Genomic DNA, 26,666 nt, shown 5'->3' with positions numbered 1-26,666 from the left:
CACGCGGACATACCGCACCCGCGAGCCCAAACCGGCACCATAAGTGTCAGCGATGTCCCGAGACATAAGTGTCAGCGATGTCCCGAGACACCACACCGCGCCCAGCGCGGCTCAGGCTCCACAAATCGCGAAAAGGGCGGCGGCCGCGAGCGCTTCGACCAGGCAGTAGAACCAGTTCGGGTAGAACGCCGTTCGGTCGTCGAGCACCGCTGACACCAGCCGGCCGAACGCCATTCCAGCCAGCGCGGCGCCGACCGCGATCAGGATGCCCGTGCGGACACCGGCGTCGGCGACCGCCGCGTACCCCAGCACGCCTGCGATCGCGAGCCCGAACCCGCCGTAGACCGCGCGTACCTCCGAGCGCGCCGCCGCCGTCCCGAGGGTGACGCCGAACGGACGAATGATCGCATCGGGGGCAGCGAGCGCGTAGCAACCCATGCCCGCAAAGAACACGCCGATTACAGCGATGACCGCGATCGTCACGGTAGCCTCCTGTGCGGTTGACCTAGGAGATCAGCATGACGGCATCCACGGCGGCAGCGCTTCCACAAACCTGCTGCCCGACGGTCTGGCTGTGGCCAGGTCAGGCGTTGTACGCCGGTCCGAGCCTGAATCTGGAACCCCATTCGGGGTCGGTGTGGTGCTTCGCCGTGGGCATCGGCGGGCCGTTGATGGTGGCGACGCCCGACGGCTCCACCCGTGAAGGCGCGAGCCTGCTCATTCCGCCACGGTTGACGCATCACCTGACGTGCCTCGGCAGCGGTCTGGTGTCTTGTTATCTGGAGCCGACGTCGGTTCGCGCCGAATCCTGCCGGAGCCGGATGTCGACGTGGGTCGGCGACATCGGAGTCGCTCACGTCGCCGAGATCGATCTGGCGCTCACTCCGGCCGACGACGAAAGCGCCTGCCGCTGGCTCGATCTGGCCGCACCAGCGGCACAGCGGGACATCGACCCCCGCATCGCGGCCGCGGCACACCGAATCCGGACGGATCCCGCGACGGCAGTGCCGTCACAAGAACTCGCCGCCGAGGCGGGCCTCTCGGAGTCGCGGTTCCTGCATCTGTTCCGCGACGAGCTGGGAACGAGCCTGCGGCGATACCGGATCTGGGTGCGGCTCGTGCATGCGGGTACCGCCATCGCCGGCGGCGCCAATTTGACGGAGGCCGCGATGAAGTCCGGCTTCGCCAGTCCCTCACACCTCGCCGACCGCTTCAAGTCGACGTTCGGGCTCTCGGCTAGCCGACTGCTTCAGACGGGGCTTGTGGTGCGGACGCCGTAGTCGCGCGGCCGAACACCATCGATTCCTCGATGTCCTCGAACCGCTTGTTGATCGCGTCCCGCACATAGTTGTGCGTCACTTCCCACGGACCTCGGTCGCCCGACTTGGGCATGACATGCTGTGCGCGCATCACGTAACCCGACTGCAGGTTGAAGACCGGCTGCTCGGGCATGTGGACGTCCCCGAGATGTGGGAAAGCGTGGGTGTAGCCATGGGAATCCATGTGCGACAGCAGCTTCGCCACCGATCGCGCGGTCATGTCGGCGCCCAGCGTCCATGATGCGTTCGAGTACCCGAAGCACCATGCCGCGTTGGGCACATCCTCGAGCAGGTGACGCCGGAACGCGAACCGGTCGGCCGGGTCGACCTTCTCGCCGTCGATGCTGATCGTGACTCCACCCAGCGCCTGCAACTGAATGCCGGTCGCCGTGATGATCACGTCGACGTCGATGCGCCGACCTGATTTCAGAACGATTCCGGTGGCGTCGATGTGGTCGATGTGGTCGGTCACGATATCGACGTCATCCCTGCCGACGGCCTTGTAGAAGTCGCCGTTGAGGATGAAGCACAGTCGCTGATCCCACGGGTTGTACGGCGGCGTGAAGTGGGTGTCGATGTCATATCCCTCGGGCAGGTACTTCTCGGCGCCGCTGCGCAGCGCACGCTTGCTGAACCCGGGTGCCTTTCGGGCGAGGAGCCAGAGCACCGAGCCAAACAAGGAAAGGATCACGCGCGCCACCGCGTGGGACGCTCTGCGCGGCAGCACTTTCCGGATGCCGTTGATCACGGGTTGCACCCGTTGCAGCGACAGCAGGTACGACGGTGTGCGCTGCAGCATCGTGACGTGCTTGGCGGTCTTGGCCAGCGACGGGATCATGCTGATGGCCGTCGCGCCGCTGCCGATGACGACCAGTCGCTTGCCCGCGTAGTCGAACCCCTCCGGCCAGTGTTGCGGATGCACCACTTCGCCCTTGAAATCCTCGATACCGGGGAACGGCGGCGAATACGGCTCGTCGTAGTTGTAATAGCCGCTGGCGAAGAACAGGAACCGTCCACGGTATGTCCGCGACTCACCGCCCTGTTCGGTCTGGACGGTCCACGTGTCGGTCGCCGAATCCCAGTCGGCGGAGATGACGCGGGTGTTGAACTCGATGTGCTTGTCGATGCCGTGCTTGCGGGCGGCGTCGGAGATGTACTGCCAGATGTCACCGCCGTCAGCGATCATCTCCTCGCGGGTCCACGGCTCCCAGGGAAAGCTCAGCGTGAAGATATCGCTGTCCGAGCGAATACCGGGGTACTGGAACAGATCCCATGTGCCGCCGAGGCGCTCGCGTCGCTCCAGGATCGTGTAGCTCAGGTTGGGATTCTGCTCGCGGATCCGGTAGGCGGCCCCGATACCGGAGAACCCCGCCCCGATGATCAGCACGTCGCTGTAGTCAGTCATTGCGAACCTCCTAGGCGGACTTGACTGCCCTGTCTGATGCACGGCCGAACACCATCGATTCCTCGATGCGGTCAAAACGGTGGTCGATGGCGTCGAGCACATAGTTGTGTCGCACGTTCCACGGCCGGTGAGTGCCCGATTTGGGCAGCACATGTCCAGACCGCTGGACGTAACCCGCATTGATGTTCCAGGCCGGCTTCTCGGTCATCGGCTTGTCGCCCAGGTGCGGGTATGCGTGTGTGTAACCGTGGGAATCCATGTATGCCAGCAGTTTCGCCACCGCGCGTGCGGTCAGGTCGACGCGCAATGTCCACGAGGCGTTGATGTAGCCGACGCACCACGCCGCGTTCGGAATGTCCTCGAGCATGTGCTCCTTATAGACGAAGCGGTCCTGTGGTTTGACCTCTGCGCCGTCGACACTCAACGCGACACCGCCGAGTGCCTGCAGCTGAATCCCGGTGGCCGAGATGAGGATATCGGCATCGATGCGCTTTCCCGACCGGAGCACGATTCCGTTGGCATCGATGTGATCAATCGAGTCGGTGACCACGTCCAGCCGGCCATCGGCGATCGTCTCATAGAAGTCGTAGTCGAGAATCGCACACAACCGTTGGTCCCACGGGTCGTACCGCGGCTTGAAATGAACGTCGACCGGATAGCCCTCTGGCAGATGACGTTTCGCGCTGCTGCGCACATACGCCCTACTGAGCCGCGGGAACGTCTTGGCGAAGGCATACACGACCACGGTGAAAAAGGTGTTGTAGAGACGGGCCGCGGCATAGCCGAGGCGACCTGGCAGGAGCTTGCGCAGGAATTGCACGATGGGATTGATCCGAGGCGTTGACAGGATGTAGGTAGGCGACCGCTGCAGCATGGTGACGTGGCCGGCCTTCTCCGTCAGCGTCGGGATCATGCTCACCGCGGTCGCACCGCTGCCGATCACCACGAGTTTCTTGCCGGTGTAGTCGAGCAACTCCGGCCAGTGCTGCGGGTGGATCACCTCGCCCGAGAACTGCTCGAGACCAGGGAAGTCCGGACGGTAGGGCTCGTCGTAGTTGTAGTAGCCGGTGCCGAAGAACAGGAAGCGGCAACGGTAGCTCTTCGATGCGCCGTCCTGTTCGGTGTTCACGGTCCAGCTGTCGGTGGTCGAGTCCCAATCGGCCGACAGCACACGGGTGTTGAACTGGATGTGCTCTTCGATGCCATGCTTGCGCGCCGTCTGGATCAGGTATTCGCGGATGTCCTCACCGTCTGCGACGTTCTCCTGCCGCCGCCAGGGTTCGAACGGGTAGCTCAGGGTGAAGATGTCACTGTCGGAGCGGATGCCCGGATAGCGATTCAGGTCCCAGGTGCCTCCGATGCGGGCGCGACGTTCCAGAACCGCGTAGGAGAGGTTCGGATTCTTCTCGTGGATGCGATAAGCGGCCCCGATCCCGGAGATCCCCGCACCGATGATCAGCACATCGAAGTAATCGGTCTGCTCCATCCGTAACCTCCTTTGGTTCGGCTGGGTACCACGATATGGGTCAGGACCCGAGCGCGTCCACGATCGACGCCAACGACTCCACCGCAATCGGTCCGGGCTGGTAGAGGCAGATTTGATCCGCCACGCCATCGACCCGGCCGCGGATGTGCGCAGCCACGTCGGCTGGACTGCCACATGCCGCGATGGTGTGCAGGATGTCGTCGTCGATGAGCTTGCCCATGTCCTCCCAGCGGCCCTGCTTGGACAGGGCGTTCAGTTCGGGCTGCAGGTCACCCCAGCCGTGAACGTCCAGCACAGGGCGGTACGCGGGCGTCGACCCGTAGAAGCCCAGCAGGCGCCGAGCAGCGGTGTGGTCTTCCCCCACCGACACGATGATCTCGGGAACCACCGCGAAGTCCGCCTCGTCGCGCCCCGCCGCCGCCAGTCCCTTCCGGACGTTGGGCATGGTGACCTCGTCGAGGAAGCGCCTCGATCCGAACGGCATGACCAGCAGGCCGTCGGCGACCTCGGCGGTCGCGCGCGTCAGCAGTGGACCCAGCGCCCCGAGGTAGATCGGCGGCGGGCCGAACGGGTTGGGCCCCGGGTTGAAGGTCGGCGTCATCAGGGTGTGCCGGTAGAACTCGCCGCGGTAATCGAGGCGTTCACCGACGTTCCAGGCAGCGAAGATCGCGCGCAGCGCACCGACCAAGTCCTTCATCCGCGCGACCGGCTTGTCGAACTCCGCGCCGTAACGCTTCTCGATCTGAGCGCGCACCTGCGTGCCGAGGCCGAGCGTGAAGCGGCCCTGCGCCAGCAGCTGCATGTCGTACGCCTGATGCGCGAGCTGAACAGGGTTGCGCGGGAACGCGATTGCGACGTTGGTCATCAGATCCAGGCCGCTGACGGTCGATGCCACCATCAGCGGGGCGAATACGTCGTGCGGACCCTCGAACGTGAATACCCCGGTGGCCCCCGCTTCGCGGAGCGCGTGCGCGCGTTCGATCGCATCCGTCGGGCCGAACAACGCTGTCATGACCTTCACAGCGTGAGAGCCTAGTCACGTGACCATCCCACCGAATGCCGACGTCGTCGTTGTGGGCGCCGGGTTCGCCGGCCTGGCCGCCGCACGCGAACTGGACAAACGCGGCCGCGATGTCGTGGTGCTCGAGGGCCGCGACCGAGTGGGCGGCCGGTCGTCGACGGCGACCATCGCCGGCGTCCCCGTCGACCTGGGTGGCACCTTCGTCGGACCGACGCAGGACGCGGTCGTCGCGATGGCTGCCGAACTGGGCTGCGAGACGGTGCCGACCCACAGTCGGGGTAAGAACCTCATCCGGTGGCGCGGCAAGGTGCGTGCCTACCGCAGCACCATTCCGCGGCTCTCGATACTCGAGCTGCTGGACGTCTCCCGCATCCAATGGCGGTTCGAGCGGGTGTGCCGACGAGTGCCGGTCGACGAGCCGTGGAAATCGCCGATTGCCGACATTCTCGACTCGAAGACGCTGGACCAGTGGCTGCGGTACGTGCACGCGAGTGCGGGGACCAGGGACCTGATGACGATCATGGCCCGGGTGACGTGGGGGTGTGAGCCCGACGCGGTCTCGATGCTGCACGCGGCGCGCTACGTCAAAGCCGCGGGCGGACTCGGCAGGATGCTTGACGTCGAGGGTGGCGCTCAGCAGGACCGCTTTCCCGGCGGCACACAGCAGATCGCGATCCGAATGGCGCAGGAGCTCGGAGAGCGAGTCGTGCTGGATGCCGCGGTGCGCAGCATCGAACGGCACACCGATGGCACGCTGGCCGTCACGTCAGACAAGGGCACGGTCACCGCGAAGGCCGTCATCGTGGCGATCCCGCCCGAGCATCGCAAGGGCATCGCGTTCCTGCCGGAGCTGCCCCCCGAGTACGGCAAGCTCGCGCAGCACTGGCCGCAGGGCAACCTGAGCAAGGCGTACGTCGCCTACGAGACACCGTTCTGGCGCGAGAACGGCTGTTCGGGCGAGGCGTTGTCGGACGAGGGCCCGGTTTTCATCACGTTCGACGTCAGCCCAGGCGATGACGGCCCCGGTGTCCTGCTGGGATTCACCGACGCGCGGACATTTGACCCGCTGCCGCCGGCCGACCGACGCGACCGTGCACTGACCGGGTTCGCGGCGTTGTTCGGGGATGCCGCACTCGACCCGATCGACTATCTCGACCACTGCTGGAGCGCGGAGGAATTCGCGCCGGGTGGGCCGACGGCTGCGGTGCCGCCGGGCTCGTGGACGACATACGGGCCGTGGTTGCGTAAGCCGGTCGACGGCATTTATTGGGCCGGAACGGAAACCGCCGACACGTGGACAGGTTTCCTCGACGGGGCGATCCGCTCGGGTCAGCGCGCGGCCGCCGAGGTGGATCGGGAGTTGTCGGGTTAGGAGGTCGCCCGTCGCTCCTCGGTAACGGAGTCGATGAGCCAGCGCAGGTGTTTGTTGACCGCGTCGGGACGCTCGAGGATCGCGCAGTGACCGCCGGACAGTTCGACGAACTGCGCGAGATTCGGTACTTCTCTGGCGATTCGGCGCGAGGACACCATCGGCAGCAGACGGTCCTTCTCGCTGCCGATCACAATCGTCGGCACCGAGAGGTTCTTCAACCCGATGTGTTGATGAGTACCGAGCGAATCCACCAGCGCGCGTGCCCACCCCCCGCGTCCCGCCGGTGGGGTTCCGTTGAACAGCTCGAAGACGAAATCGACGATCGCGGGGTCGGCGTCGCGGCCTACGGCGATCGTCGACACGAACCTGCGGCTCGGCATGTCAGCCGCCCGCAGAAGCGGTGCTGCACCAAAGGTTTTCAGCAGCGTACCCGCCGCGCGCACCCTGGCCGCGGACAGCGGCGCCGGCACTGGGATGAACTGCACGTGCCGCAGCAGATCGCCGGTCGTCGTGTTGATCAGGGCGGCCGCATCGATGCGCTCTGGCACTCGCTCGGGATACCGCTCCGCCCATGACGAGATCGCGATGCCGCCCATCGAATGGCCGGCGATGACGGCACGCTCCCCCGGCTTCAACGTCGCCTCGAGCACGGCGTCGACGTCGCCCGCCAGGCAGTCGAGGCTGTAGCCGCTGCGGCGCGCGGGCACGGCGCTGCGGCCATGGCCACGGTGGTCGAAGGCGATGACGCGATGGTCCTTCGCGAGGTCGGCGATCTGATGGGCCCACACGCGAAGTGCGCAGGTGATGCCGTGGGCCAGCACGACGGGGTAACCGTCCTCGGGTCCGAAGACCTCGGCGTGCAGACGGATGCCGTCCTTGGAGCGCACGCCGATGCTGCGTCCGCGGCCGAGCGCCTCGGCCGCGGCGAACCTTCTCGACTGCGATCGGCCGCTTTGACCTCGTGCCATGGGTGCTCTCCTCGCATTCGGCAACATTGCCGGATCTATCAGCCTACCGGTCGGTTGGTCGTAGACCGCGCAGGAGTTAAATGATGGCGTCGACCAACGAAAGGCCACGATGCGCGCGATACAGATTGCCAGCCTGGACGGACCGCAAGCCGCGAAGCTCGTCGAGATCGACGAACCGTCCGGCGACGGCGCTGTTCTGATCGACGTGCACGCGGCCGGAGTGGCCTTCCCCGATGCGCTGCAGTCGCGCGGGCTCTATCAGTACAAGCCGGAGATGCCGTACACCCCTGGCGCCGAGATCGCGGGCATCGTCCGCAGCGCACCCCACGACGCCCACGTCTCCGCGGGCGACCGGGTGTGCGGCCTGACGATGCTGTGCGGGGCGATGGCGGAAGTCGTTGCGTTGCCGGCGGATCGGGTGTTCAAGCTGCCGGACTCGGTGTCATTCGAGGCCGGGGCCGGTCTGTTGTTCAACGACCTCACCATGCATCACGCGCTGCTCACCCGGGGCCGCCTCGCCGAGGGTGAGACGGTCCTCGTGCACGGTGCGGCGGGCGGCATCGGGACCTCGACATTGCGGTTGGCGCCGGTCTGGGGCGCGTCGCGCACCATCGCGGTGGTCAGCACCGAGGACAAGATCGAGGTCGCCAAGGCGGCCGGCGCTTCGGACGTCGTGCTTGCCGACGGCTTCAAGGACGCGGTGAAGGAACTGACCGACGGACGCGGCGTCGACATCGTCGTTGACCCAGTTGGCGGCGACCGCTTCACGGATTCGCTGCGTTCCCTCGCACCAGGCGGACGACTTCTGGTGGTCGGATTCACCGGCGGCTCGATCCCCGAGGTGAAGGTAAACCGGTTGCTGCTCAACAATGTCGACGCCGTCGGCGTCGGTTGGGGCGCCTGGGCCGGCACGCATCCGGGCTATCTGCTCGAACAGTGGGCGGAGCTCGAACCACTGTTGGCATCGGGCAAGGTTTCCGCGCCGACCCCTGAGATCTACCCGCTCGAGCGCGCGGCCGATGCGATCGCGTCGCTGGAAGACCGCAGCGCGAAGGGCAAAGTCGTCGTCAAGCTGCGGTGAGGCTGCTTCGACGGCGACGCCGCGTCACGGTCCGGCGCTTCGATCCGACGACGGGTACGTGGCTGGACGCCAATGATGTGCAGGCGGCCGACCGCGACGAGTTGACCGTCGCGACGTTCAACATCTGGTTCGACGATTATTACGCGGAGCAGCGCTACCGAGCCATCGCAGATCTGCTGCGCGAGCGCAGACCGGATGTCATTGTTCTGCAAGAGGTCACGTCGGTGGCACTCGAGATATTCCTCTCGCAGCCGTGGATTCGCGACGAATACCTGACCGCGTCAGCGGTCGGCGGCCGTTCCGGCAACTACGGCCTGCTCACGCTGTCCCGGGTACCGATCGTGCGCGCCACCCACTGCCACCTGCCGACCCGCCAGACGCGCGGCTTCCTCGAGGCGGAGCTGGCCGTCGTCGGCGCCCGGCAGGTCGTCTGCTGTGTGCACCTGGACAGTGGCAAGTCCTCGGCACGGCTGCGCGGCTGGCAGTTGCGCAGGATCTTCCGTGCGCTGCGGCCAGCCGAAAATGCGGTGGTGCTCGGCGATTTCAACATGCGCGACGCGGAGAACGAGCGCATCGCCGCGCCGTTCTGCGATGTATGGCACGCGCTGCGACCCGACGACCCCGGCTACACCGAGAACACGTCGATCAATTTGATGCGCTTCGACGCCAGGAACAAGAAGCGACACGTGCGGTTCGACCGGGTGCTCCTGAAGGGAAACCGTTGGCGCGCAGCGAGTATCGAACTGCTGGGGACGGAGCCGATCTCCGCTGAACTACCGCGGGTATTCCCCTCGGACCACTTCGGCGTGGAATGCCGCCTCGTCGCTCACAGGTAGGGGTCGGCCCAGGCGCTGATGATCTTGGCCGCGCGCGCAGCCTGGTTCTTGCCGGTGAGCAGATGATCGGCGCCTTCGAGCGAGACGAAGCTGCGGGGATGCCGCGCTGCGCGGAAGATCTCGCTGGCGTTGGCGATGCCGACGGTGTTGTCCGTAGGCGAATGCATCACGATCAGCGCACGGCGCAGGGTCCGGATCTGCTCTCGAAGGTCGGCATTGCGCACGTCTCCGATGAAATGCCGCTTGAGTGTGAGCGCTTTGCCGCCGGCCAGGAAGGGCGCCTCCCCCTCGGCCTCGATCCGGGCCACCAGCGCGTCGTAGTTGTGTTCAACGTGGCCGGGCTCGTACGGCGCCCCGATGCTCGCGACGGCCGCCACGGTCGGGCATTCGTGCGCGGCGGCGATCACGGCTGATCCGCCGAAGGAATGACCGACCAGCAGTCGCACCTCGCGACCCGATTCGTTCATGAACTCCACCGCGCGGACAGTGTCGTCGACCTTGTGCGAAAAGGATCCGTCGCCCCAATCGCCCTCGGAATCGCCGAGGCCGAGGTTGTCGAAGCGCAGCACCCCAATGCCCTCGCTGGCGAGTTGCTTGCAGATCCGGCTGGCGGCGGGACTGTCCTTGCCCAGCGTGAAGCCGTGCGCGAAGACGGCCCATCCGCGCAGGTCACCCCGGGGAAGGTCGACGAGGCCCGCCAGGACGGGCCCGGTGGTGCTCGGAAATCTGACGCGCTGGGCCACGCGCGCCATCCTGTCACTTTGGCTGGCGGTTCAGAACTCACCGGCCTCTACACCGCGCTTGACCTCCAGCCGTCGCAACTTGCCCGACGTCGTTCTCGGTAGCGAGCCGGGGCGCACGAACACGACGTCCGACGGCACGACACCGCACTCGGATGCGATGCGCTGCACGACGTCGGCGCGGACGTCCGCCTCATTGGGCCCTCGGAATTCCGCGACGATCATCACGCTGGGGCGTATCGACCGCTCGCCGACGCCGATGGCGACAACAGCTCCCTCGCGCACGCCCGGCGCCGCGGCGGCCACCTGCTCGACCTCGGCGGGGAAGATGTTGCGGCCCGCGACGGTGATGAGTTCCTTGGCGCGGCCGCACACCACCAGCCCGCCATCGACGAGGTAGCCGAGATCCCCGGTCGCGAACCATTCGTCGGCGCCGAGCGCTGGTTCACCGATATAGCCCGCCATCATCGAGGTACCGCGGATCATGACCTCGCCGACATCGCGCGCGGCGTCCCGCGTCGTCCCGTCGTCATATGGATCGATGCGCACCGACATGCCGGGTATCGGCTCACCGAGCATCGCGTTGCCCGCCTCGTCAGCGATCAGACCGCGTCCTGGTTCGGGAACCGTTACCGCACAGGTGGATTCAGCCAAGCCGTAGGACGGCGCCAGCGCCCCGGCCGAGAACCCGAAGCGGGCCATCTCGGTGGCGAAGCGCGCGGTGAGTTCAAGGTCGACGGGTTCACCGCCGTTGAGTGCGAACCGCATGGCGCTCAGGTCGACATCTGTGACGCGGCGCGAATACTTGCCGATCATGCCGTAGGCCATGTTCGGCGCCGCAGTGACGGTCGCCCCGCTTTCGGTGAGCCAGTTCAGCCACCGGAACGGCGACGCCTGAAATGCCGTCGTCGGCGCCTGCCACACGTTCGTGCCTGCCAGTGCGCCGGCGAGCAGGAAGCTCAGGCCCATGTCGTGATAGAGCGGCAGCCAGGAACAGCCGACATCGGCCGGCGTCACCCCGACACGCGCGTTCAGCCCGCTCAAGTTCGCCAGCACGGCGTCCGGCGACAGCTGCACCGTGCGCGGAACTCCCGTCGACCCTGCGGTGCCCTGCAGGATCGCCACCGGCGCGGAACGGTCCGGTGGCGCGAACGTGGTCGACCGCCCGAGGGGCGCCACGGAGTTGAGTTCCTTGACGATGAGCGGCCCTTCGACGGCTGACAGCCGCTCGAGGTGGCTGCCATGGCCGAGCACGTGGCTGGCACCCATGCCGGCAAACCGGCCGAGTGTCGTGTGCGCCCACTGATCCGCGTTGGCGCCACGAACCGGCCCGTGCGAGATCGAAACCGCAACACCCGCCTGAAAGGCGCCCAATATCGCGGCGATCAGCTCGACGGTGGGCTCACCGGTCAAGCCGAGGGCGGTGACGTTGTCATTAAGCAGCCACTCGGCGACGTTCTGCGACCGGGCGTGAACCTCCGGCCACGGATGACGGGTCCACTGCCCATCGTCCAGAACGGCCAGGAAGCTGCCGCTGCTGGACAGTTGGTTGGCAAGAGCCGTTGCCAACTTGTTCATCGCATCCTCACATGACTACGCCTAGTGGCCAAGCTAACGGATTCGGCTTCGCTGTGGCCAATCACGTTTCGCCGTCCGCTTATCCGATCGGCGGATACGCGAGTCCCCCGGCGAAACCCCCGACCGGTTGACAGACGGAGTTCGCGTAGCGGGCCATAGTCGACCTGTATCGGACCCGCCGCAAATGAATTACCCTCCGCTCGTGACGGGCGCAACCGGCACAGGTTTCACGAGTGGGCACCTAAGAGCAAAGGAGCCGCTGGCATGACCGTCTTGGACGCCGTGTCCGGTCGGATTATCGACACTGACAACCACGAATACGTGCCGGCCCACATGTGGGCCGAACAATTCGGTGAGGCGTCGAAACCCATCGCCGAATTCTTCATGCGCGAACACGACCCGAACGCGCTGTCCAGCTTCAGCGCCCCCGTTTACGAAGACGAAGGGCCGGTGAGCAAGGAGCTGGTCGAGCACGGCTGGGGAACCAAACGCCCGCCGGTCGGTGCGGTCGCCCCCGGTGCGATCAACATGAGCCGGCGGGTACAGGTGATGGACACCTACGGCGTCGACCGGACATTGCTCTTCGCGGGCGGTCCGGGCGTCATCGGCTACATGTTCGTCCAGGTCCCCGAGCGCGTCGGTCAGCTCATGGGCGATCTGAACATGACCCAGGAACAGCTGGTGGAGTGCGGGCGCTCCATGCTGATCGGCTACAACGACTGGTGCATCGAGACCGCCAAGATCAGCCCACGGCTGCGGCCGGTGGCATTCATCGACACGAGCGACCTCGACCTGGCGATCGCCGAAATCGAACGTGTTGCCGCCAACGGGATTCGCGCGGTCTCCATACCGCAGGGAGAGCCGCCAGGCGGTATCTCGCCGGGGCATCCCGACGCGGATCGGTTGTGGGACGCCATGGTTCGCCATGACGTCCCGGTGCTGTTCCACCCCGGCGGGGACTACGGAATCCTGGATTCGCCGGCCTGGGCCGATTACGGGCGCAGCAATGGCTCAGCTCCGAAGGCGATCGACAGTCCCGAGGGGCTGCTCAATCCCTGGATCTGGTCCTCGATGCATCTGGGCGCCCAGGCCTTCGTCTCGGCGATGATCTTCGGGGGTGCGTTCGAACGCTTTCCCACGCTGCGGCTGGGCGCGATCGAGGTGAGCGCGCACTGGGTCGGCCCGATGGCGGAGAACATGCGCAACGTGGGGTCACAGTTCCGGCGTCTGACCGGCCACCTGACCCTGTCGCCCGAGGAGTACATCCAGCGCAACGTGCGGGTGTCCGGATTCCTGTGGGAGCCGATCGACGCCTACCTCGATCGCTTCCCGTGGCTGCAGGACGTGCTGGTGTACGGCAGCGACTATCCGCACTATGAAGGCGGCAAAGATCCCAGCGCGCAGTTCGCCGAAAAACTCGCGCGATTCGGTCCGGAGGTGATCGAGAAGTTCTTCGTCACCAACGCCCAGCTGCTGATGCCGTAGGAGCGGGTATCGGTTTTCAGTTGTCAGGCGGCTAGAGCAGCAATGGCGGCCTTGACATCGATCTCGGTCAATACGCCGAATCCCCGATTGACCACGCCTTTCGTGTTCGGCGCGCCTGCCCTCATCGAGCTGTGTGACCATTGAGCGGTACGGCAAGATATTTGCCAGAGGCTTCCGCCGCGCATGTCGCAGCCTCATCGAAAACCAGGCGCGAACCGCCGGAATCGCCCTTGGACGGACGTCACCGCCGCACTGTGAATCCCACCACAAAGGCGGTCATCCCGAGAACGCGCCGCCGCGTGTCGACCCAAGCAGAAGGCACCACCGCTGGCTGAAGACAGCGCACTAGCAGTGACTGTCGATTCAATCAACAGCCGTAGATCTACGTAGTAAAACCGTAGATGACCAGGATGTATGCCGGAGGAGCCGAACGATGAATCCATCAAAAGCTTTACCAAGCAACAACACTCGAATGCTCGGCCCGCCAACCGCGAATTGAGGCAAACCACCGCCGCGCATTCATACCGGCACGATCACAACATGGCGTCGAATCGAAGGGTCCCCGAAACGAGCGCGATCCGCTGCTACAGTCGGCAGCATTGTGAGGTACGACGACGCCCCCACCGGTGCGCGACGGTACGCCGTCATTGCACTACTGGTCGTGCTCGTTGTGCTGGTTGCGGGCACAGGATGGACCCTCACCGAGCGCAATTCCCTCCCCCATCATGGCCCCCACGCATTGTCAGCCGATATCGCAGGTGAGTTTGCTGCCGTCGTCGAGCATCCACATGTGCAGGACGGTTCAGTCACCGTCGTTCCTCACACCTTCGCCGAAGCTGCCCTGCCTCGTACGGTGACGCTGCTGGCAGCGATCGGCCTCGTCGCCCTCATCGGCGCGGCATTCTCGGCCTGGGCGACATGTGCGTCAGCCGCCATCCGCGGCCCCCCGAAATGGGCCAATTTCGTCGTTGCCGGGCAGCAGCTGCTGCTTCGGCTCTGCATCGCGCGCCGCTGATTCGGTAGCGCCAGACTCGCGTCCCCAAGACGAGAGTCGGTGACCGCTACTCATGTCAGCCGCCGCGGCAGGGAACGTCGTGGCATCACCGAAAGTGACCCACGTTCATGAGCCACGCTCTGTCCATTCACTCACCGAACGTCCATCATCAACGCCTCCGTCGCTTCGACAAGCCGGGCACGATGATCGGAAATACGCCTGTGCTGAGAATCGCGGCGCCGTTCACCGACGACAACCGCGGGTTCTGGGCCAAGCTCGAAGGTTTCAACCCCGGCGGGATGAAGGACCGTCCGGCGATACACATGGTCGAACGCGGCCGCGCCCGCGGTGACCTACGGCCCGGCAGCAGAATCGTCGAATCAACAAGCGGCACACTGGGGCTGGGGCTGGCTCTTGCCGGCACCGTGTACGGCCATCCCGTAACTCTCGTCACAGATCCCGGACTCGAGCCGATCATCTCGCGGATGCTGACCGCCTACGGCGCTGACGTCGATGTCGTCACCAAACCGCATCCCGAAGGTGGGTGGCAGCAGGCGCGACGCGATCGGGTGATGGAGATCCTCGAATCAGATCCCGAAGCGTGGTACCCAGATCAATACAGCAATCCCGATAACGTCGACGCCTACCGAGGTCTGGCAGAGGAGCTGTCTGCGCAACTGGGCAAGATCGACATACTCGTCTGCTCGGTCGGCACCGGCGGCCATTCGGCCGGAATAGCGCGGGTGCTACGGGAAACCAACCCCGACCTCCAGCTCGTCGGGGTTGACACGATCGGCTCGACCATCTTCGGTCAGCCCGCGCGGTCCCGGCTGATGCGAGGGCTGGGATCGAGTATTTACCCTCGCAACGTGGACTACGCCGCCTTCAACGACGTTCACTGGGTCGCTCCCGCGGAGGCGGTATGGGCATGCCGATCCCTGGCTGCGACCCACTACGCCACGGGCGGCTGGAGCGTCGGCGCGGTCGCGCTGGTAGCCGGTTGGGTCGCGAGAACGAATCCATCGAGCGCAAATATAGCGGCGGTCTTTCCCGACGGGCCGCAACGGTATTTCGACACTGTGTACAACGACGATTACTGCAACGCCCACGGATTGCTTGCAGGCGATCCCCCGCGAAATCCGGACGTCATTACCGATCCTCGGAGACGTGTCGTCACATCGTGGACACGCACATCAGCGGTCACGGATCCGACAGTTGGGGTATCGCAATGAGCTTCATAGCGCAGTTCCGCACTTTCGGCTGGCCCAGCCGAATGTTGATGATCAATCAATTCGGAATCAACCTCGGCTTCTACATGCTGATGCCCTATCTCGCCGGATACCTCGCCGGCCCGCTTGGTCTTGCTGCATGGGCGATCGGACTGGTCCTCGGTGTGCGGAACTTCTCTCAGCAGGGCATGTTCATCGTCGGCGGTACGCTTGCCGACCGCCTCGGTTTCAAGCCGCTAATCGTTGCCGGGTGCATATTGCGTACTAGCGGATTCGCCTTGCTCGTGGTCGCCGACTCGCTCCCTGCGGTGCTGATCGCCTCCGCGGCAACAGGTTTCGCGGGAGCCCTGTTCAATCCGGCCGTGCGGGCCTACCTTGCCGCCGATTCAGGGCCACGACGCGTAGAGGCGTTCGCGACTTTCAATATCTTCTATCAAGCGGGAATACTCGCCGGGCCGCTGGTCGGACTTGCCCTGTTGACCCTGGACTTCCGCGTCGTCGCCGCATCAGCCGCGGCCGTTTTCGCGGTCCTGACTGTGGCCCAGCTGTTCGCACTGCCCCAACATCGAGCGGCGCTGCAAACCGAGAAAACCACTGTGCTGCAAGATTGGCGAACCGTGCTGCGCAACCGCTCATTCCTGTTGTTCGCCACGGCGATGATCGGTTCCTACGTGCTGTCGTTCCAGGTGTATCTGGCGCTGCCACTGCACGCGAAGATTCTCGTACCCACACATGAATCCCTGACCGTTGCAATGGTCTTCGTCGTGTCAGGCCTGGTGGCTGCTGCAGGACAGCTGCGCATCACCCGATGGTTCACCAAACGTTGGGGGTCGGGGCATTCGCTGGTGATCGGCATGCTGATTCTTGCAGCCGCCTTCACGCCGATGATTGTGTTCCCCAACGGGGCACGGTTCGGCGAACTCGCCGCAGTGATCGCCCTCATCGTCTCAGCAGCGGTGCTTTCCATCGGCTCAGCGGCGGTATTCCCCTTCGAGATGGACACCGTCGTGTCGCTCGCCAACAACCGATTGGTTGGCACGCACTACGGCTTCTACAACACGATCGTGGGCATCGGGATTTTGGCGGGCAATCTGGCCACCGGTGCGCTTATGCAAGCCGCCCGCGACGCCGGCCGTGAAGAACTCGTCTGGCTGGCGTTGACTGCCGTCGGGTCGATGGCTGCCGGGGCGCTCTACCGGCTCGAGCGCACGGGACGCCTGGTCCCCGCATTGCCGAGCACCCCAACGCCCGCGGCCTGATCCCCTTGCAACGCCGTTGACACCCTCATCGCTCATCACTTGAGTCGATGCATGAGTGGTGTCGGTCGCCGACGAGTTGACATAAGCGAGCCTTGCGCCGAGCCATGCGAACTGGCATTTTGCCTGCCTCCGTGGAAAGCATGGGATTTCACCGGCAGTGTCCATACCCCGCAAGCCGGAACAAAGGGTGCGGTAGGCACTCGCTGATCGGCACTGGCCAAGGTCAGTCAGCTGTTTATCTTCGCCACCACACATACCCCGGGGGGGTACTTGCGCACGTGCGTCTCAGCCAGTACGGTCCATCTGTCAGATACCCCATGGGGGTATGAGAAAGGGGATCATCATGGAGACCACAATCACTACCGACTGGCATCTTCAGGGCGACTGGTTCGACGTCTGCAGCTGCAAGTTGCCCTGCCCATGCAGTTTCGCCCAAGAGCCGACGCACGGCGACTGCCTGTTCACGCTCGTCTGGCATGTGGGTGGCGGCCACTTCGGCGGCGTCGACCTCAGCGGCTTGAACGTGGTATCCCTCGGGGAGTTCACGGGCAATATGTGGGTTGGCGACCCGAACGCCAAGATGCGGCTCATGTTCTACATCGATGAACGCACCGATGATGCGCAACGCGAGGCGCTGAAACGCATCTTCACCGGTGAGGTGGGCGGCTGGCCGGCCAAATTCGCCTCACTTATCGAAGAATTACGCGGAATTGAGTACGCGCCGATCACATTCGACGCCGCCGATGACCTGGCCTACTGGCGGGCCGAGATCCCCGGAAAGGTCGACTTACGGGTAGTCGCACTCACCGGGCCGACGGCGGATCCCAACCGGCGGGTCACCACGTCGAATGCCCCAGGCTCCGAAGTCGGCCCAGGACAGGTCTCCACATGGGGCGTCGTCGAGAAGGACAAGGCGGCGGGCTTCAAGTGGTCACATCAGCACCAGGGTCGTTCGAGCAAGCACTTCCCGTTCGACTGGCTACCGGAAAACGCCGAATCACCGTCCACCGACTCCCCATTGTCAATGGAGTCATCGTGCGGGTGTTGCGGCTAACCCGACCCTGCTCGATTCACCGACGCTCGAATGCGGATGACGCTCCCGATCGCGTGCCCGCAAGCGGCATGAGAACGGCCCCCGGAGTTTCCTCCGGGGGCCGTTCCATTTAGTAGCGGGGACAGGATTCGAACCTGCGACCTCTGGGTTATGAGCCCAGCGAGCTACCGAGCTGCTCCACCCCGCGACGGGTGAACGCAAGGTTACCGAAGGCGCAGGTGCACCTCCAAATCGAGTGCTCAGCGGGTCGACTGGTACTTCTTCACCGCGTCGTCGAGGCGTTGCAAGGCCTCGCCGAACTCCGCGAAGTCGCCACCCGTCTGAGCGCCTTGCAGCGCCTCCAGCGCCGTGTTGATATCTTGCAGCGCTGCGGCTTTGGCCGGCGACAACTGCACAGGTGCACCCGGCGGTACGGCGGCCGCCGGAACCTGCGTGGGGGGTGTGCCCTGATTCGCGGGCGGTTGCGCCGCCGGCGGCTGACCGTCGGTGCCTTGAGGCGCGGCTGGCGGCTGGCCATTGGCTACTGGACCCGTCGGCGCCGGGCCGGTGGCGGTGGCGTCAGCACCCGGCCCGAACAGCTCGGTGAGCGCATCGCGCACCGTGGGGCCGTAACCGACCTTGTCGTTGTACATCATCGCGACGCGAATCAGACGGGGGTACGACGATGCCGCGTCGCTGGCGCCCGGTGACGCGTAAACGGGTGCGACATAGAGCAGACCACCTTGGGCCACCGGCAAAGTGAGCAGATTGCCCCACCGGATACGGTTCTGATTGTCACGGCCGATGACGCCGAGATCCTGGCTCACCGCGGTGTCGGTACTGATCGCGTTGAACGCAAGCTTCGGACCGTTCACCTGCCCGGGGATGGTCAGCACAGTGAGCTTGCCGTACGTGTCGGGGTCCGAACTCGCGCTGATGTAGGCCGCCAGGAAGTCGCGACGGAACCGGTTCATCGCACTGGTCAGCTGGAATGATGCCGAATTATTGTTATTCGCAAGGTTTTTGGCGACGATGTAGTACGGCGGTTGATAGCTGCTGGCGGTGGGGTTCGGATCCAGCGGGACGTCCCAGAAGTCCGAGGTCGAGAAGAACGTCACGGGATCGTCGACGTGGTACTTGGCCAGCAGCGCGCGCTGAACCTTGAACAGATCCTCGGGATAACGCAGGTGCTGTTGCAGTTCAGGGGTGATGTCGCTCTTGGGCTTAACGGTGCCCGGGAACACCTTCATCCACGCTTGCAGCACCGGGTCATCCTCGTCCTGCGCATACAGCGTAACCGTGCCGTCGTACGCGTCGACGGTCGCTTTGACCGAGTTGCGTATGTAGGACACCTGCTTGTCGATCTGCAGCCGGTTGACGGCCACCTCGCTGGAATCCGCTGTGGCGCTGGACAGTGTCGTCAGCTGTGAGTAGGGGTAGTTGTCGAGCGTGGTGTAGCCGTCGACTATCCACACCATCTTCTTGTTGACGATCGCGGGGTACACGGTGGTGTCGGTGGTCAGCCACGGTGCCGCCGCTTCGACGCGCTCGGCCGGATCACGGTTGAACAGGATCTTGCTGTTCTCGCCGATCACATTGGAGAACAGGAAGTTTCGTTCGGCGAACTTGGCGGCGAACACCGAACGCGCCAGCCAGCTGCCGACGGGCACGCCGCCGGAGCCACCGTAGGTGTAGTTCTTGGTCTCCGTGTTGGTCTCGTAGTCGTACTCGCGGTCAGTGTCGCCGGTCTTGCCGACGATCGCGTAATCGGCTGCCGTATTGGCGATCACGGGACCGAAATAGATGCGTGGCTGATCCAGCGGCGCCGGACCAGGTGACACAACGCTGCCGTTCGCGCCGACGACACTGGCCAGAAACTCCGGGTAGCCACCGTTCTGGTTGGGGTCGTTGGCGACTCCGCGAACGGTGTTGGCCGGCGAGGCGATGAAGCCGTTGCCGTGGGTGTAGACGGTGTGCCGGTTGATCCAGTCGCGCTGGTTGTCGATCAGCCTGTCGGGGTTGAGCTCGCGGGCGGCGACGACGAAGTCGCGCAGGTTTCCGTCGCGTGCCGTGTAGCGGTCCATCGCGAGATGGTCCGGGAAGTAGTAGAAGTTCTTGCCCTGCTGGAACTGGGTGAACGCCGGGCTGACGATCGTCGGATCGAGCAATCTGATGTTCGACGTCGTCGCACGGTCATTGGCCACCTGCTGGGCCGTCGCCTGCGCATCACCGCTGTAGTCGCGGTATGTGACGGTTTCATCCGTCAGGCCGTAGGCCTGTCTGGTGGCGGTGATACTTCGACTGATGTATTCGCTTTCCTTTTGCGCCGCGTTCGGCTTGACGCTGAACTGCTCGACCACCAACGGCCACCCGGCGCCGATCACCAGCGACGACAACAGCAACAGCACCACACCGATCGCGGGGATCCGCAAGTCGCGCAACACAATCGCCGAGAAGACCGCCGCCGCGCAGATGATCGCGATGGCCATCAGGATGAGCTTCGCCGGCAGCACCGCGTTGATGTCGGTGTAGCCCGCGCCGGTGAACGGCTTTCCACTGCGAGTGTGGCTCAGCAGTTCGTATCGGTCCAGCCAGTACGCAGCAGCCTTGAGCAGCATCAGGATGCCGACCAACGTGATCAGCTGAATGCGCGCAGCACGGCTGAGCGCCCCGCTGCGACCGGACAACCGGATGCCGCCGAACAGGTAGTGGCCCAACAGGTTCGCAATGAATGCCAGGAACGTGGCGACGAACAGGAAACTCAGCACCAGCCGGTAGAACGGCAGATCGAAGGCGTAGAAGCCGAGGTCCATGCCGAACTGCGGGTCGGTGATCCCGAAGCTGCCGCCGTGCAGGAACAGCTGGATGCGCGTCCAATAGCTCTGCGCCACAATGCCCGCGAGTACGCCGATGAACGCGGGGACGCCGATCCCGACGAGCCGCAACCGGGACATCACGGCCGTGCGGTATCGCGCGACCGGGTCGTTCGGTCCCGTGGTCGGGACGAATACCGGGCGGGTGCGGTAGGCCAGCGCCAGCCCGGCGAACACGATCGCTCCGATCAATGCCGCGGCGATCAGGAACACCACCAGGCGCGTGAGCAGCTGCGTGGTGAACACCGAGCGGTATCCGAGCTCGCCGAACCACAGCCAGTCGACGTAGGTGTCGATCAGGCGCGGCCCGATCAACAGGATCAAGACGAATATCGCGGCGATCGCGATGAGGACTCGGCTACGTCGTGTCAGCTTCGGCATTCTTGCCGCTGGCCGCATACCCACTCGTCAACTCCAGTTTCTAACCGTTCCCACACGTCGGTGCCGACGTGCCCCAACTCTACGCATGCGTCGTACAGCGATCGCTCAGCATGCGGGGCGTTCGCCACCGGCTGAGAGCGTCTTGAGTGCGGCGACCGCCCCGTCGAGGTTCTCGACCCTGACCAGTTCCAGTCCGTCCTGATGGGCCGTCTTGGCTTCCTCGCAGTTTTCGGCGGGAACCAGGAAGAGCGTCGCGCCCGCCTCCCTGGCAGCCAGCATCTTGTGCGTGATGCCACCGATCGGGCCGACTTTGCCGTCGCCGGTGATGGTCCCGGTGCCCGCCACGAACTTGCCGTCATTTAGGTCGCCGGTGGTGAGTTTGTCGACGACCGCGAGGCTGAACATCAACCCGGCGGACGGGCCGCCGATGTTGGCGAGGTTGAAGTCGACGGTGAACGGCGCCCACGGTGCGTCCAGCACACCGATTCCGAGGTAGCCCTGGTCTTTGTCCGGGTGCTTGCCGAGCGTGATGGTGGCCGCGCCGAGGTCACCGTTCTTCCGGCGGTAGTCCAGGACCACCTCCTGCCCCGGCTTGGTGTCCTTAATCAGGGCCTGGAAGTCGTCGAGGTTCGTGACGGGCTTTCCGTTGACGTAATCGATCGCGTCACCGTCCTCCAGCTTGCCCGCCGACGGGCCGTCCTCGGTGACCGATTCCACCGTCACGGCCATCGGGTACTTCAGGTAGAGCAGCGCGGCGTACTCGGCGCTGTCCTCGGACTGGCGGAAGTCGGTGTTGTTGGCCTCGTCGACCTCGTCCTTCGACTTGTCCGGCGGGTAGACCAGGTCTCGCGGCACCAGTTGTTCGCGGCCCGACATCCACAGGGCGAGTGCCTGCCCGAGGGTCAGCTGGTCGCGCTGGGACACCGTGGTCATGTTCAGGTGTCCCGACGTGGGGTGGATCTCGGTGCCCTCGATATCGACGACCTCCTTGCCGTCGACCTCACCGAGTGTGTCGAACGTCGGCCCCGGCCCCAGCGAGACGAACGGCACCGTCACCACGGACAGCACAATTCCGAACGCAACAATCGGGACCAGCGCGACGAGCAACGTCAAAATGCGCCTGTTCACGCCGCCCAATGTAGAGGTTGGCGCCTCGGTGACCTCTATCACGACGAGACTTCGCTCTCGGCGTGACCAGCCATCTCACATCGCGCGGCACCGGTGAGTACCGTTGAGGGCATGGCTGACCTGCCTTTCGGCTTCTCCTCCGGGGACGACCCCGAGCGAGACAAACGTAAGAAGGACCCGGACTCGGGGTCCGGCTCGGGCTCGGGGGATGCTGGCGGTCCCACCCCCGGCGACCCGTTCGGCATGGGGTTCGGTGGCGGATCCGAGTTCGACATGTCCCAGTTGGGTCAGATCTTCAGCCGTCTCGGCGAGATGTTCAGCGGTGCCGGCAACGTCATGGCCGATGGCTCCAAGTCCGGCCCCGTCAACTACGACCTGGCCCGTCAGCTGGCGTCGAGCTCGATCGGTTTCGTCGCGCCTGTCGGCGAGAAGACCAGCGCGGCCATCTCCGATGCCGTCCACCTGGCCGAGACGTGGCTCGACGGCGTGACGGCACTGCCCGCCGGCACCACAAAAGCCGTGGCGTGGACACCGACCGACTGGGTCGACAACACGCTCGAGACGTGGAAACGCCTGTGCGATCCGGTGGCCGAGCAGATCTCCACGGTGTGGGTGTCGTCGCTGCCCGAAGAGGCGAAGTCCATGGCCGGACCGCTGCTGTCGATGATGACGCAGATGGGTGGTATGGCATTCGGCTCACAGCTGGGCCAGGCGTTGGGCACTCTGTCGAAGGAAGTGCTGACGTCCACCGATATCGGTTTGCCGTTGGGCCCCAAGGGCGTTGCGGCGCTCATGCCAGCCGCAGTCGAATCGCTCACCGAGGGGCTCGAGCAGCCGCGCAGCGAGATCCTGACCTTCCTCGCGGCGCGCGAGGCCGCACATCACCGCCTGTTCAGTCACGTGCCGTGGCTGTCGAGCCAACTGCTCAACGCGGTCGAGGCGTTCGCCAAGGGCATGAAGATCGACATGAGCGGCCTCGAGGAGCTCGCGCAGGGCATCAACCCCGCGGCGCTGACCGATCCGTCGCAAATGGAACAGCTGCTGAACCAGGGCATCTTCGAACCGAAGGCGACGCCCGAGCAGACCGCCGCGCTCGAGCGCCTCGAGACGATGCTCGCGCTGATCGAGGGTTGGGTGCAGACCGTCGTCACCGATGCGCTGGGCGATCGAATCCCCGGGACATCGGCGCTGTCGGAGACTTTGCGGCGGCGACGCGCCACCGGCGGCCCGGCAGAACAGACCTTCGCGACGCTCGTCGGGCTGGAATTGCGGCCACGCAAGATGCGCGAGGCGGCGGCGCTGTGGGAGCGGCTGACCGAGGCCGTCGGTTCCGACGCCCGCGACGGCGTGTGGCAGCATCCCGACCTGCTGCCCAGCGCGGAGGACCTCGACGACCCCGCCGGTTTCATCGACCGCATGATCGGCGGCGACACGAGTGGCATCGACCAGGCACTCGCCGATCTGGAGAAGTCCACCGAAAACTCCGCCGAAAACGATACTGGCACAGACGATTCCGACCGCTGACTCAGCGCCTGTGGATAACTCGGCAGCGCTTTCCCGCTGACGTGTCACACTCCTCGCATGGGGGGCTACGTCCTGGACCCTGCGCGCCCGGTCTTGTTGCGGCCCGACGGCGTCGTGCAGGTGGGCTGGGATCCGCGGCGGGCGGTACTGGTGTGTCCACCCTCGGGAATGACCGTACGGACGCTCGCCGAACTGCTTCGGCGTCTCCAATCGGGCGCTACCGTGGCGCAGCTCGCAGAACTTGTCGACGAGGTCGCGACGGACACGATCGCTGACTTAATCACCTCGCTGGTCGACGCCGGCGTCGTGACGAGCCCGAGGCGACGGCGCGCCCGCACGGCGTCAATCCGAATCCATGGCCGCGGTCCGCTGTCGGACCTGTTGGCCTCGGCGTTGCGCTGCTCGGGTGCGCACATCACACAGAGCAGCCGCACGCATGCCGGGAGCGCTGCCGACCTGGCCGTGCTGACCGACTTCCTGGTGTCAGACCCGCGGGTCGTGCATGAACTGCACGCCGCCGGGGTTCCGTACCTTCCGGTGCGGGTGCGCGACGGTGTCGGCCTCGTCGGACCGTTGGTCATTCCAGGCGTGACCTCGTGTCTGGAATGCGCGGATCTGCATCGCAGCGACCGGGATTCGGCCTGGCCTGCAATCGCGGCACAGCTGCGCGACACCGTCGGCAGCGCCGATCGGGCGACCGTGCTGGCGACCGCCGCGCTGGCTCTCAACCAGGTCGACCAGGTGCTACGCGCGGTGAACGGCGGCCATGACGTGGCCCTCACGCCGGAGCCGCCGCCCACGCTGAACACCACGCTGGAGTTCGACGTCAACCACGGCTCCATCGAGGCGCGCCGGTGGCCGCGGCACCCGCGCTGCCACTGTTGACAACGCATGTAGCCAACTCGTTGCAGGATCGCCAGGATCGTCAGGGATGATGGTCTGGTGAGCGAGATCAAACGGGGGCGAGCGGCACGCAACGCCAAGCTGGCGGGACTGGGTGCTGGCATGGCAGGCCGGGCCGCACTGGGCTTCGGCAAACGGTTGACCGGCAAGGACAAAGACCAGGTCAACGCTGAGCTGATGGACAAGGCGGCCCAGCAGCTGTTCACCGTTCTTGGTGAACTCAAGGGCGGCGCGATGAAGGTCGGCCAGGCGCTGTCGGTCATGGAAGCCGCCATCCCCGAGCGATACGGCAAGCCGTACCGCGAAGCGCTGACCAAACTGCAGCGAGAAGCCCCGCCGCTGCCCGCCGCCAAGGTGCACCGGGTCCTCGATGGACAGCTGGGCACGAAATGGCGCGAACGGTTCGCTTCATTCGACGACAAAGCTGTGGCTTCAGCCAGCATCGGCCAGGTGCACAAGGGGGTGTGGATCGACGGGCGCGAAGTCGCCGTCAAGATCCAGTACCCGGGAGCCGACGAGGCGCTGCGCGCCGACCTCAAGACGATTCAGCGGTTGGTCAGCGTATTCAAGCAGCTCGCCCCTGGAGCCGATATCCAAGGCGTTGTCGACGAGCTGATCGAACGCACGGAAATGGAACTCGACTACCGGCTGGAGGCCGACAACCAACGCGCGTTCGCGAAAGCCTATGACGGGCACCCTCACTTTGTGGTCCCGCATATCGTGGCCAGCGCACCCAAGGTGGTGATCCAGGAATGGATCGAAGGTGTCCCGATGTCGGTGATCATTCGCGAGGGCACGCAGGACCAGCGCGACTTTATGGCCACCCGATTGTTCGAGCTGACCTACGACGCGCCGAAGCGTCTCGAGATGATGCACGGCGACACGCATCCGGGAAATTTCATGCTGTTGCCCGACGGAAGGATGGGTGTCCTCGACTTCGGTGCGGTTGCGCCGATGCCGGGCGGTATACCTCCCGAAATCGGCATGGCCACGCGTTACGCGCTCAACGATGAGTACGACAAACTGCTGGCGGCTATGCAGGCGATCGGTTTCGTCCAGAAGGGCGAGCATGTGTCAAAACGCGAGATGGACGAGATGATGAAGCAGTACGTGGAGCCGCTCGAGGTTGAGGTCTTCCACTACACGCGCAAATGGCTGCAGCGGAACACTGTCGGGAACCTCGCGCCGGACCGCGCCGCGGGCCAGCTCAAGGCCGCGCGACAGATGGACATTCCGTCCAAGCTGGCGATCCCGATGCGGGTGATCGCGTCAAGTGTTGCGATCGCGTGTCAGCTCGACGCGCATGTTCCGGCCAGACAGCTTGCCACAGAGCTGATCCCGGGATTCGCCGACGAAGCGGCCTGACCTCGCGGGGTCGGGAAGAACCCGGCAGCGCCTAAGCAGCTGCCGGGCTTCCCTCGGTGTTCTTACGTGGCCGTCCACGCGGACGTTTGCGCGCGATGACGGTGCCGCGGTCGAGAATCTCGCCACCCCACACGCCCCATGGTTCCTCGCGCTCGAGAGCGGCCGCCAGGCACTCGCGCCGGATCGGGCACTCGGCGCACAGCGACTTGGCGCGTTCGAGCTCGACAGGGCTCTCGGCGAACCACATGTCGGGGTCGTTCAGATGGCAGGGCACCGCAAGCTTTGTCCGTTGTCGGCATGTCGCGAGTGACATGTCCCGTACCTCAGCTTCCTGATCGTCGGTTTCGTATCTCATCGGTCTTTTCGATGGATCCCGACCAGGTCTTTCGGTGTCCCAAAAAACTTTGGCCACGGATCCGGTGACTGCGGGTCCGTGGCCTTTGGGGCGAAATCGTGGCTTACCTAGGTGGTGCCCCGATTCACGGACTTTTCAGTCGCGGTGGCGTTGCGGCGCTTACGCTGCGGCGAAATAGCAGCTGCGTATCCCGCATCGGCGTGCGCCATGGCGGGATGCGCCGCGGCAGCGGCAGCGGGGACATGGAGGGTCCACGAACCGCCGGCAATGCGTACGCCGTCAAACGCATTCATGCTCAACATGTTCTCGGAACCCTCCTTTCACACGACAA

The 26,666-nt window shown here is 65.0% G+C and carries 23 protein-coding genes and 1 tRNA gene; 12 read left to right on the top strand and 12 right to left on the bottom strand.

Translation table 11 applies throughout. From position 1 onward, the window contains the following. Positions 1-111: 111 nt before the first annotated feature. On the bottom strand, positions 112-483 hold the full coding sequence (locus tag ACIA48_RS19585) for a DUF4345 domain-containing protein (protein ID WP_396734982.1): 372 nt from the start codon (positions 481-483) through the stop codon (positions 112-114). A 35-nt stretch (positions 484-518) separates the two neighbouring features. Between ACIA48_RS19585 and ACIA48_RS19580 the strand changes: the two genes are divergently transcribed. Continuing rightward, the gene (locus tag ACIA48_RS19580) at positions 519-1,280 is read left to right on the top strand and encodes a helix-turn-helix transcriptional regulator (RefSeq protein WP_396734980.1); all 762 of its coding nucleotides are present in this window, start codon (positions 519-521) and stop codon (positions 1,278-1,280) included. Here the strand turns inward: ACIA48_RS19580 and ACIA48_RS19575 are convergent. Genes ACIA48_RS19575 through ACIA48_RS19565 form a run of 3 tightly spaced genes read right to left on the bottom strand, consistent with a single transcriptional unit; the run spans position 1,237 to position 5,222 of the window. Continuing rightward, positions 1,237-2,724, bottom strand: coding sequence for a flavin-containing monooxygenase (locus tag ACIA48_RS19575; protein WP_396734978.1), 1,488 nt, complete (start codon positions 2,722-2,724; stop codon positions 1,237-1,239). The two genes, ACIA48_RS19580 and ACIA48_RS19575, sit on opposite strands and share 44 nt — an antisense overlap. Before the next feature lie 10 nt (positions 2,725-2,734). Then, a complete protein-coding gene (locus ACIA48_RS19570) occupies positions 2,735-4,210 on the bottom strand; it encodes a flavin-containing monooxygenase (RefSeq protein ID WP_396734975.1) in 1,476 nt (491 codons plus the stop codon). A gap of 40 nt (positions 4,211-4,250) precedes the next feature. Next, complete coding sequence (locus tag ACIA48_RS19565) at positions 4,251-5,222, bottom strand: TIGR03617 family F420-dependent LLM class oxidoreductase (RefSeq protein WP_396735112.1); 972 nt, start codon at positions 5,220-5,222, stop codon at positions 4,251-4,253. 28 nt (positions 5,223-5,250) lie between these two features. Here ACIA48_RS19565 and ACIA48_RS19560 point away from each other — a divergent pair, with 28 nt between their 5' ends. Beyond that, entirely contained in the window at positions 5,251-6,603 is a 1,353-nt protein-coding gene (locus tag ACIA48_RS19560) for a flavin monoamine oxidase family protein (protein ID WP_396734972.1), read from the top strand. On the opposite strand, the gene ACIA48_RS19555 is transcribed toward ACIA48_RS19560, so the two are convergent. Continuing rightward, on the bottom strand, positions 6,600-7,571 hold the full coding sequence (locus ACIA48_RS19555) for an alpha/beta fold hydrolase (protein ID WP_396734969.1): 972 nt from the start codon (positions 7,569-7,571) through the stop codon (positions 6,600-6,602). The two genes, ACIA48_RS19560 and ACIA48_RS19555, sit on opposite strands and share 4 nt — an antisense overlap. A 109-nt stretch (positions 7,572-7,680) precedes the next feature. Here ACIA48_RS19555 and ACIA48_RS19550 point away from each other — a divergent pair, with 109 nt between their 5' ends. Together ACIA48_RS19550 and ACIA48_RS19545 are read left to right on the top strand one after the other, a co-directional pair. After that, positions 7,681-8,652: an NADPH:quinone oxidoreductase family protein gene (locus ACIA48_RS19550; RefSeq protein ID WP_396734967.1), complete on the top strand. Its 972-nt coding sequence runs from the start codon at positions 7,681-7,683 to the stop codon at positions 8,650-8,652. Beyond that, positions 8,649-9,488: an endonuclease/exonuclease/phosphatase family protein gene (locus ACIA48_RS19545; protein WP_396734964.1), complete on the top strand. Its 840-nt coding sequence runs from the start codon at positions 8,649-8,651 to the stop codon at positions 9,486-9,488. The genes ACIA48_RS19550 and ACIA48_RS19545 overlap by 4 nt, the downstream gene beginning before the upstream one ends. Here ACIA48_RS19545 and ACIA48_RS19540 read toward each other — a convergent pair. Both ACIA48_RS19540 and mbtM read right to left on the bottom strand, forming a co-directional pair. Then, complete coding sequence (locus ACIA48_RS19540; protein WP_396735109.1) at positions 9,479-10,231, bottom strand: alpha/beta hydrolase family protein; 753 nt, start codon at positions 10,229-10,231, stop codon at positions 9,479-9,481. The two genes, ACIA48_RS19545 and ACIA48_RS19540, sit on opposite strands and share 10 nt — an antisense overlap. Before the next feature lie 30 nt (positions 10,232-10,261). After that, a complete protein-coding gene (gene mbtM / locus ACIA48_RS19535) occupies positions 10,262-11,806 on the bottom strand; it encodes a long-chain-fatty acid--ACP ligase MbtM (RefSeq protein ID WP_396734961.1) in 1,545 nt (514 codons plus the stop codon). Between the two features lie 264 nt (positions 11,807-12,070). Here mbtM and ACIA48_RS19530 point away from each other — a divergent pair, with 264 nt between their 5' ends. The 5 genes from ACIA48_RS19530 (at position 12,071) to ACIA48_RS19510 (ending at position 17,827) form a co-directional block, all read left to right on the top strand. Further along, a complete protein-coding gene (locus tag ACIA48_RS19530; RefSeq protein WP_396734958.1) occupies positions 12,071-13,291 on the top strand; it encodes an amidohydrolase family protein in 1,221 nt (406 codons plus the stop codon). 601 nt (positions 13,292-13,892) lie between these two features. Next, complete coding sequence (locus ACIA48_RS19525) at positions 13,893-14,306, top strand: hypothetical protein (RefSeq protein WP_396734955.1); 414 nt, start codon at positions 13,893-13,895, stop codon at positions 14,304-14,306. 107 nt (positions 14,307-14,413) lie between these two features. Next, positions 14,414-15,517 (top strand): PLP-dependent cysteine synthase family protein, encoded by a 1,104-nt coding sequence (locus ACIA48_RS19520; RefSeq protein WP_396734952.1) that lies wholly within the window; start codon positions 14,414-14,416, stop codon positions 15,515-15,517. Beyond that, on the top strand, positions 15,514-16,773 hold the full coding sequence (locus ACIA48_RS19515) for an MDR family MFS transporter (RefSeq protein WP_396734949.1): 1,260 nt from the start codon (positions 15,514-15,516) through the stop codon (positions 16,771-16,773). The genes ACIA48_RS19520 and ACIA48_RS19515 overlap by 4 nt, the downstream gene beginning before the upstream one ends. A 343-nt stretch (positions 16,774-17,116) precedes the next feature. After that, complete coding sequence (locus ACIA48_RS19510; RefSeq protein ID WP_396734947.1) at positions 17,117-17,827, top strand: DUF1326 domain-containing protein; 711 nt, start codon at positions 17,117-17,119, stop codon at positions 17,825-17,827. 113 nt (positions 17,828-17,940) lie between these two features. Here ACIA48_RS19510 and ACIA48_RS19505 read toward each other — a convergent pair. The 3 genes from ACIA48_RS19505 to ACIA48_RS19495 form a co-directional block, all read right to left on the bottom strand. Next, positions 17,941-18,014, bottom strand: a tRNA-Met gene (locus ACIA48_RS19505). A gap of 52 nt (positions 18,015-18,066) precedes the next feature. After that, entirely contained in the window at positions 18,067-21,084 is a 3,018-nt protein-coding gene (locus ACIA48_RS19500) for a UPF0182 family protein (protein WP_396734944.1), read from the bottom strand. 81 nt (positions 21,085-21,165) lie between these two features. Continuing rightward, positions 21,166-22,188: a PDZ domain-containing protein gene (locus ACIA48_RS19495; RefSeq protein WP_396734942.1), complete on the bottom strand. Its 1,023-nt coding sequence runs from the start codon at positions 22,186-22,188 to the stop codon at positions 21,166-21,168. A gap of 93 nt (positions 22,189-22,281) precedes the next feature. On the opposite strand from ACIA48_RS19495, the gene ACIA48_RS19490 reads away from it, so the two are divergent. Genes ACIA48_RS19490 through ACIA48_RS19480 form a run of 3 tightly spaced genes read left to right on the top strand, consistent with a single transcriptional unit; the run spans position 22,282 to position 25,980 of the window. Further along, the gene (locus ACIA48_RS19490; protein WP_396734939.1) at positions 22,282-23,712 is read left to right on the top strand and encodes a zinc-dependent metalloprotease; all 1,431 of its coding nucleotides are present in this window, start codon (positions 22,282-22,284) and stop codon (positions 23,710-23,712) included. A gap of 57 nt (positions 23,713-23,769) precedes the next feature. Next, positions 23,770-24,597, top strand: a complete 828-nt coding sequence (locus tag ACIA48_RS19485; RefSeq protein WP_396734937.1) for a cyclodehydratase — start codon at positions 23,770-23,772, stop codon at positions 24,595-24,597. Positions 24,598-24,633: 36 nt separating this feature from the next. After that, the gene (locus tag ACIA48_RS19480; protein ID WP_396735106.1) at positions 24,634-25,980 is read left to right on the top strand and encodes an ABC1 kinase family protein; all 1,347 of its coding nucleotides are present in this window, start codon (positions 24,634-24,636) and stop codon (positions 25,978-25,980) included. Positions 25,981-26,011: 31 nt separating this feature from the next. Here ACIA48_RS19480 and ACIA48_RS19475 read toward each other — a convergent pair whose 3' ends face one another. Then, complete coding sequence (locus tag ACIA48_RS19475; protein WP_396735104.1) at positions 26,012-26,293, bottom strand: WhiB family transcriptional regulator; 282 nt, start codon at positions 26,291-26,293, stop codon at positions 26,012-26,014. A gap of 149 nt (positions 26,294-26,442) precedes the next feature. Then, complete coding sequence (locus ACIA48_RS19470) at positions 26,443-26,628, bottom strand: hypothetical protein (RefSeq protein WP_396734934.1); 186 nt, start codon at positions 26,626-26,628, stop codon at positions 26,443-26,445. Between the last annotated feature and the right edge of the window lie 38 nt (positions 26,629-26,666).

It is taken from the genome of Mycobacterium sp. NPDC051804 (genome assembly GCF_044452905.1).
Lineage (GTDB): Bacteria > Actinomycetota > Actinomycetes > Mycobacteriales > Mycobacteriaceae > Mycobacterium.
This window is presented reverse-complemented; position numbering and strand designations above follow the sequence as displayed.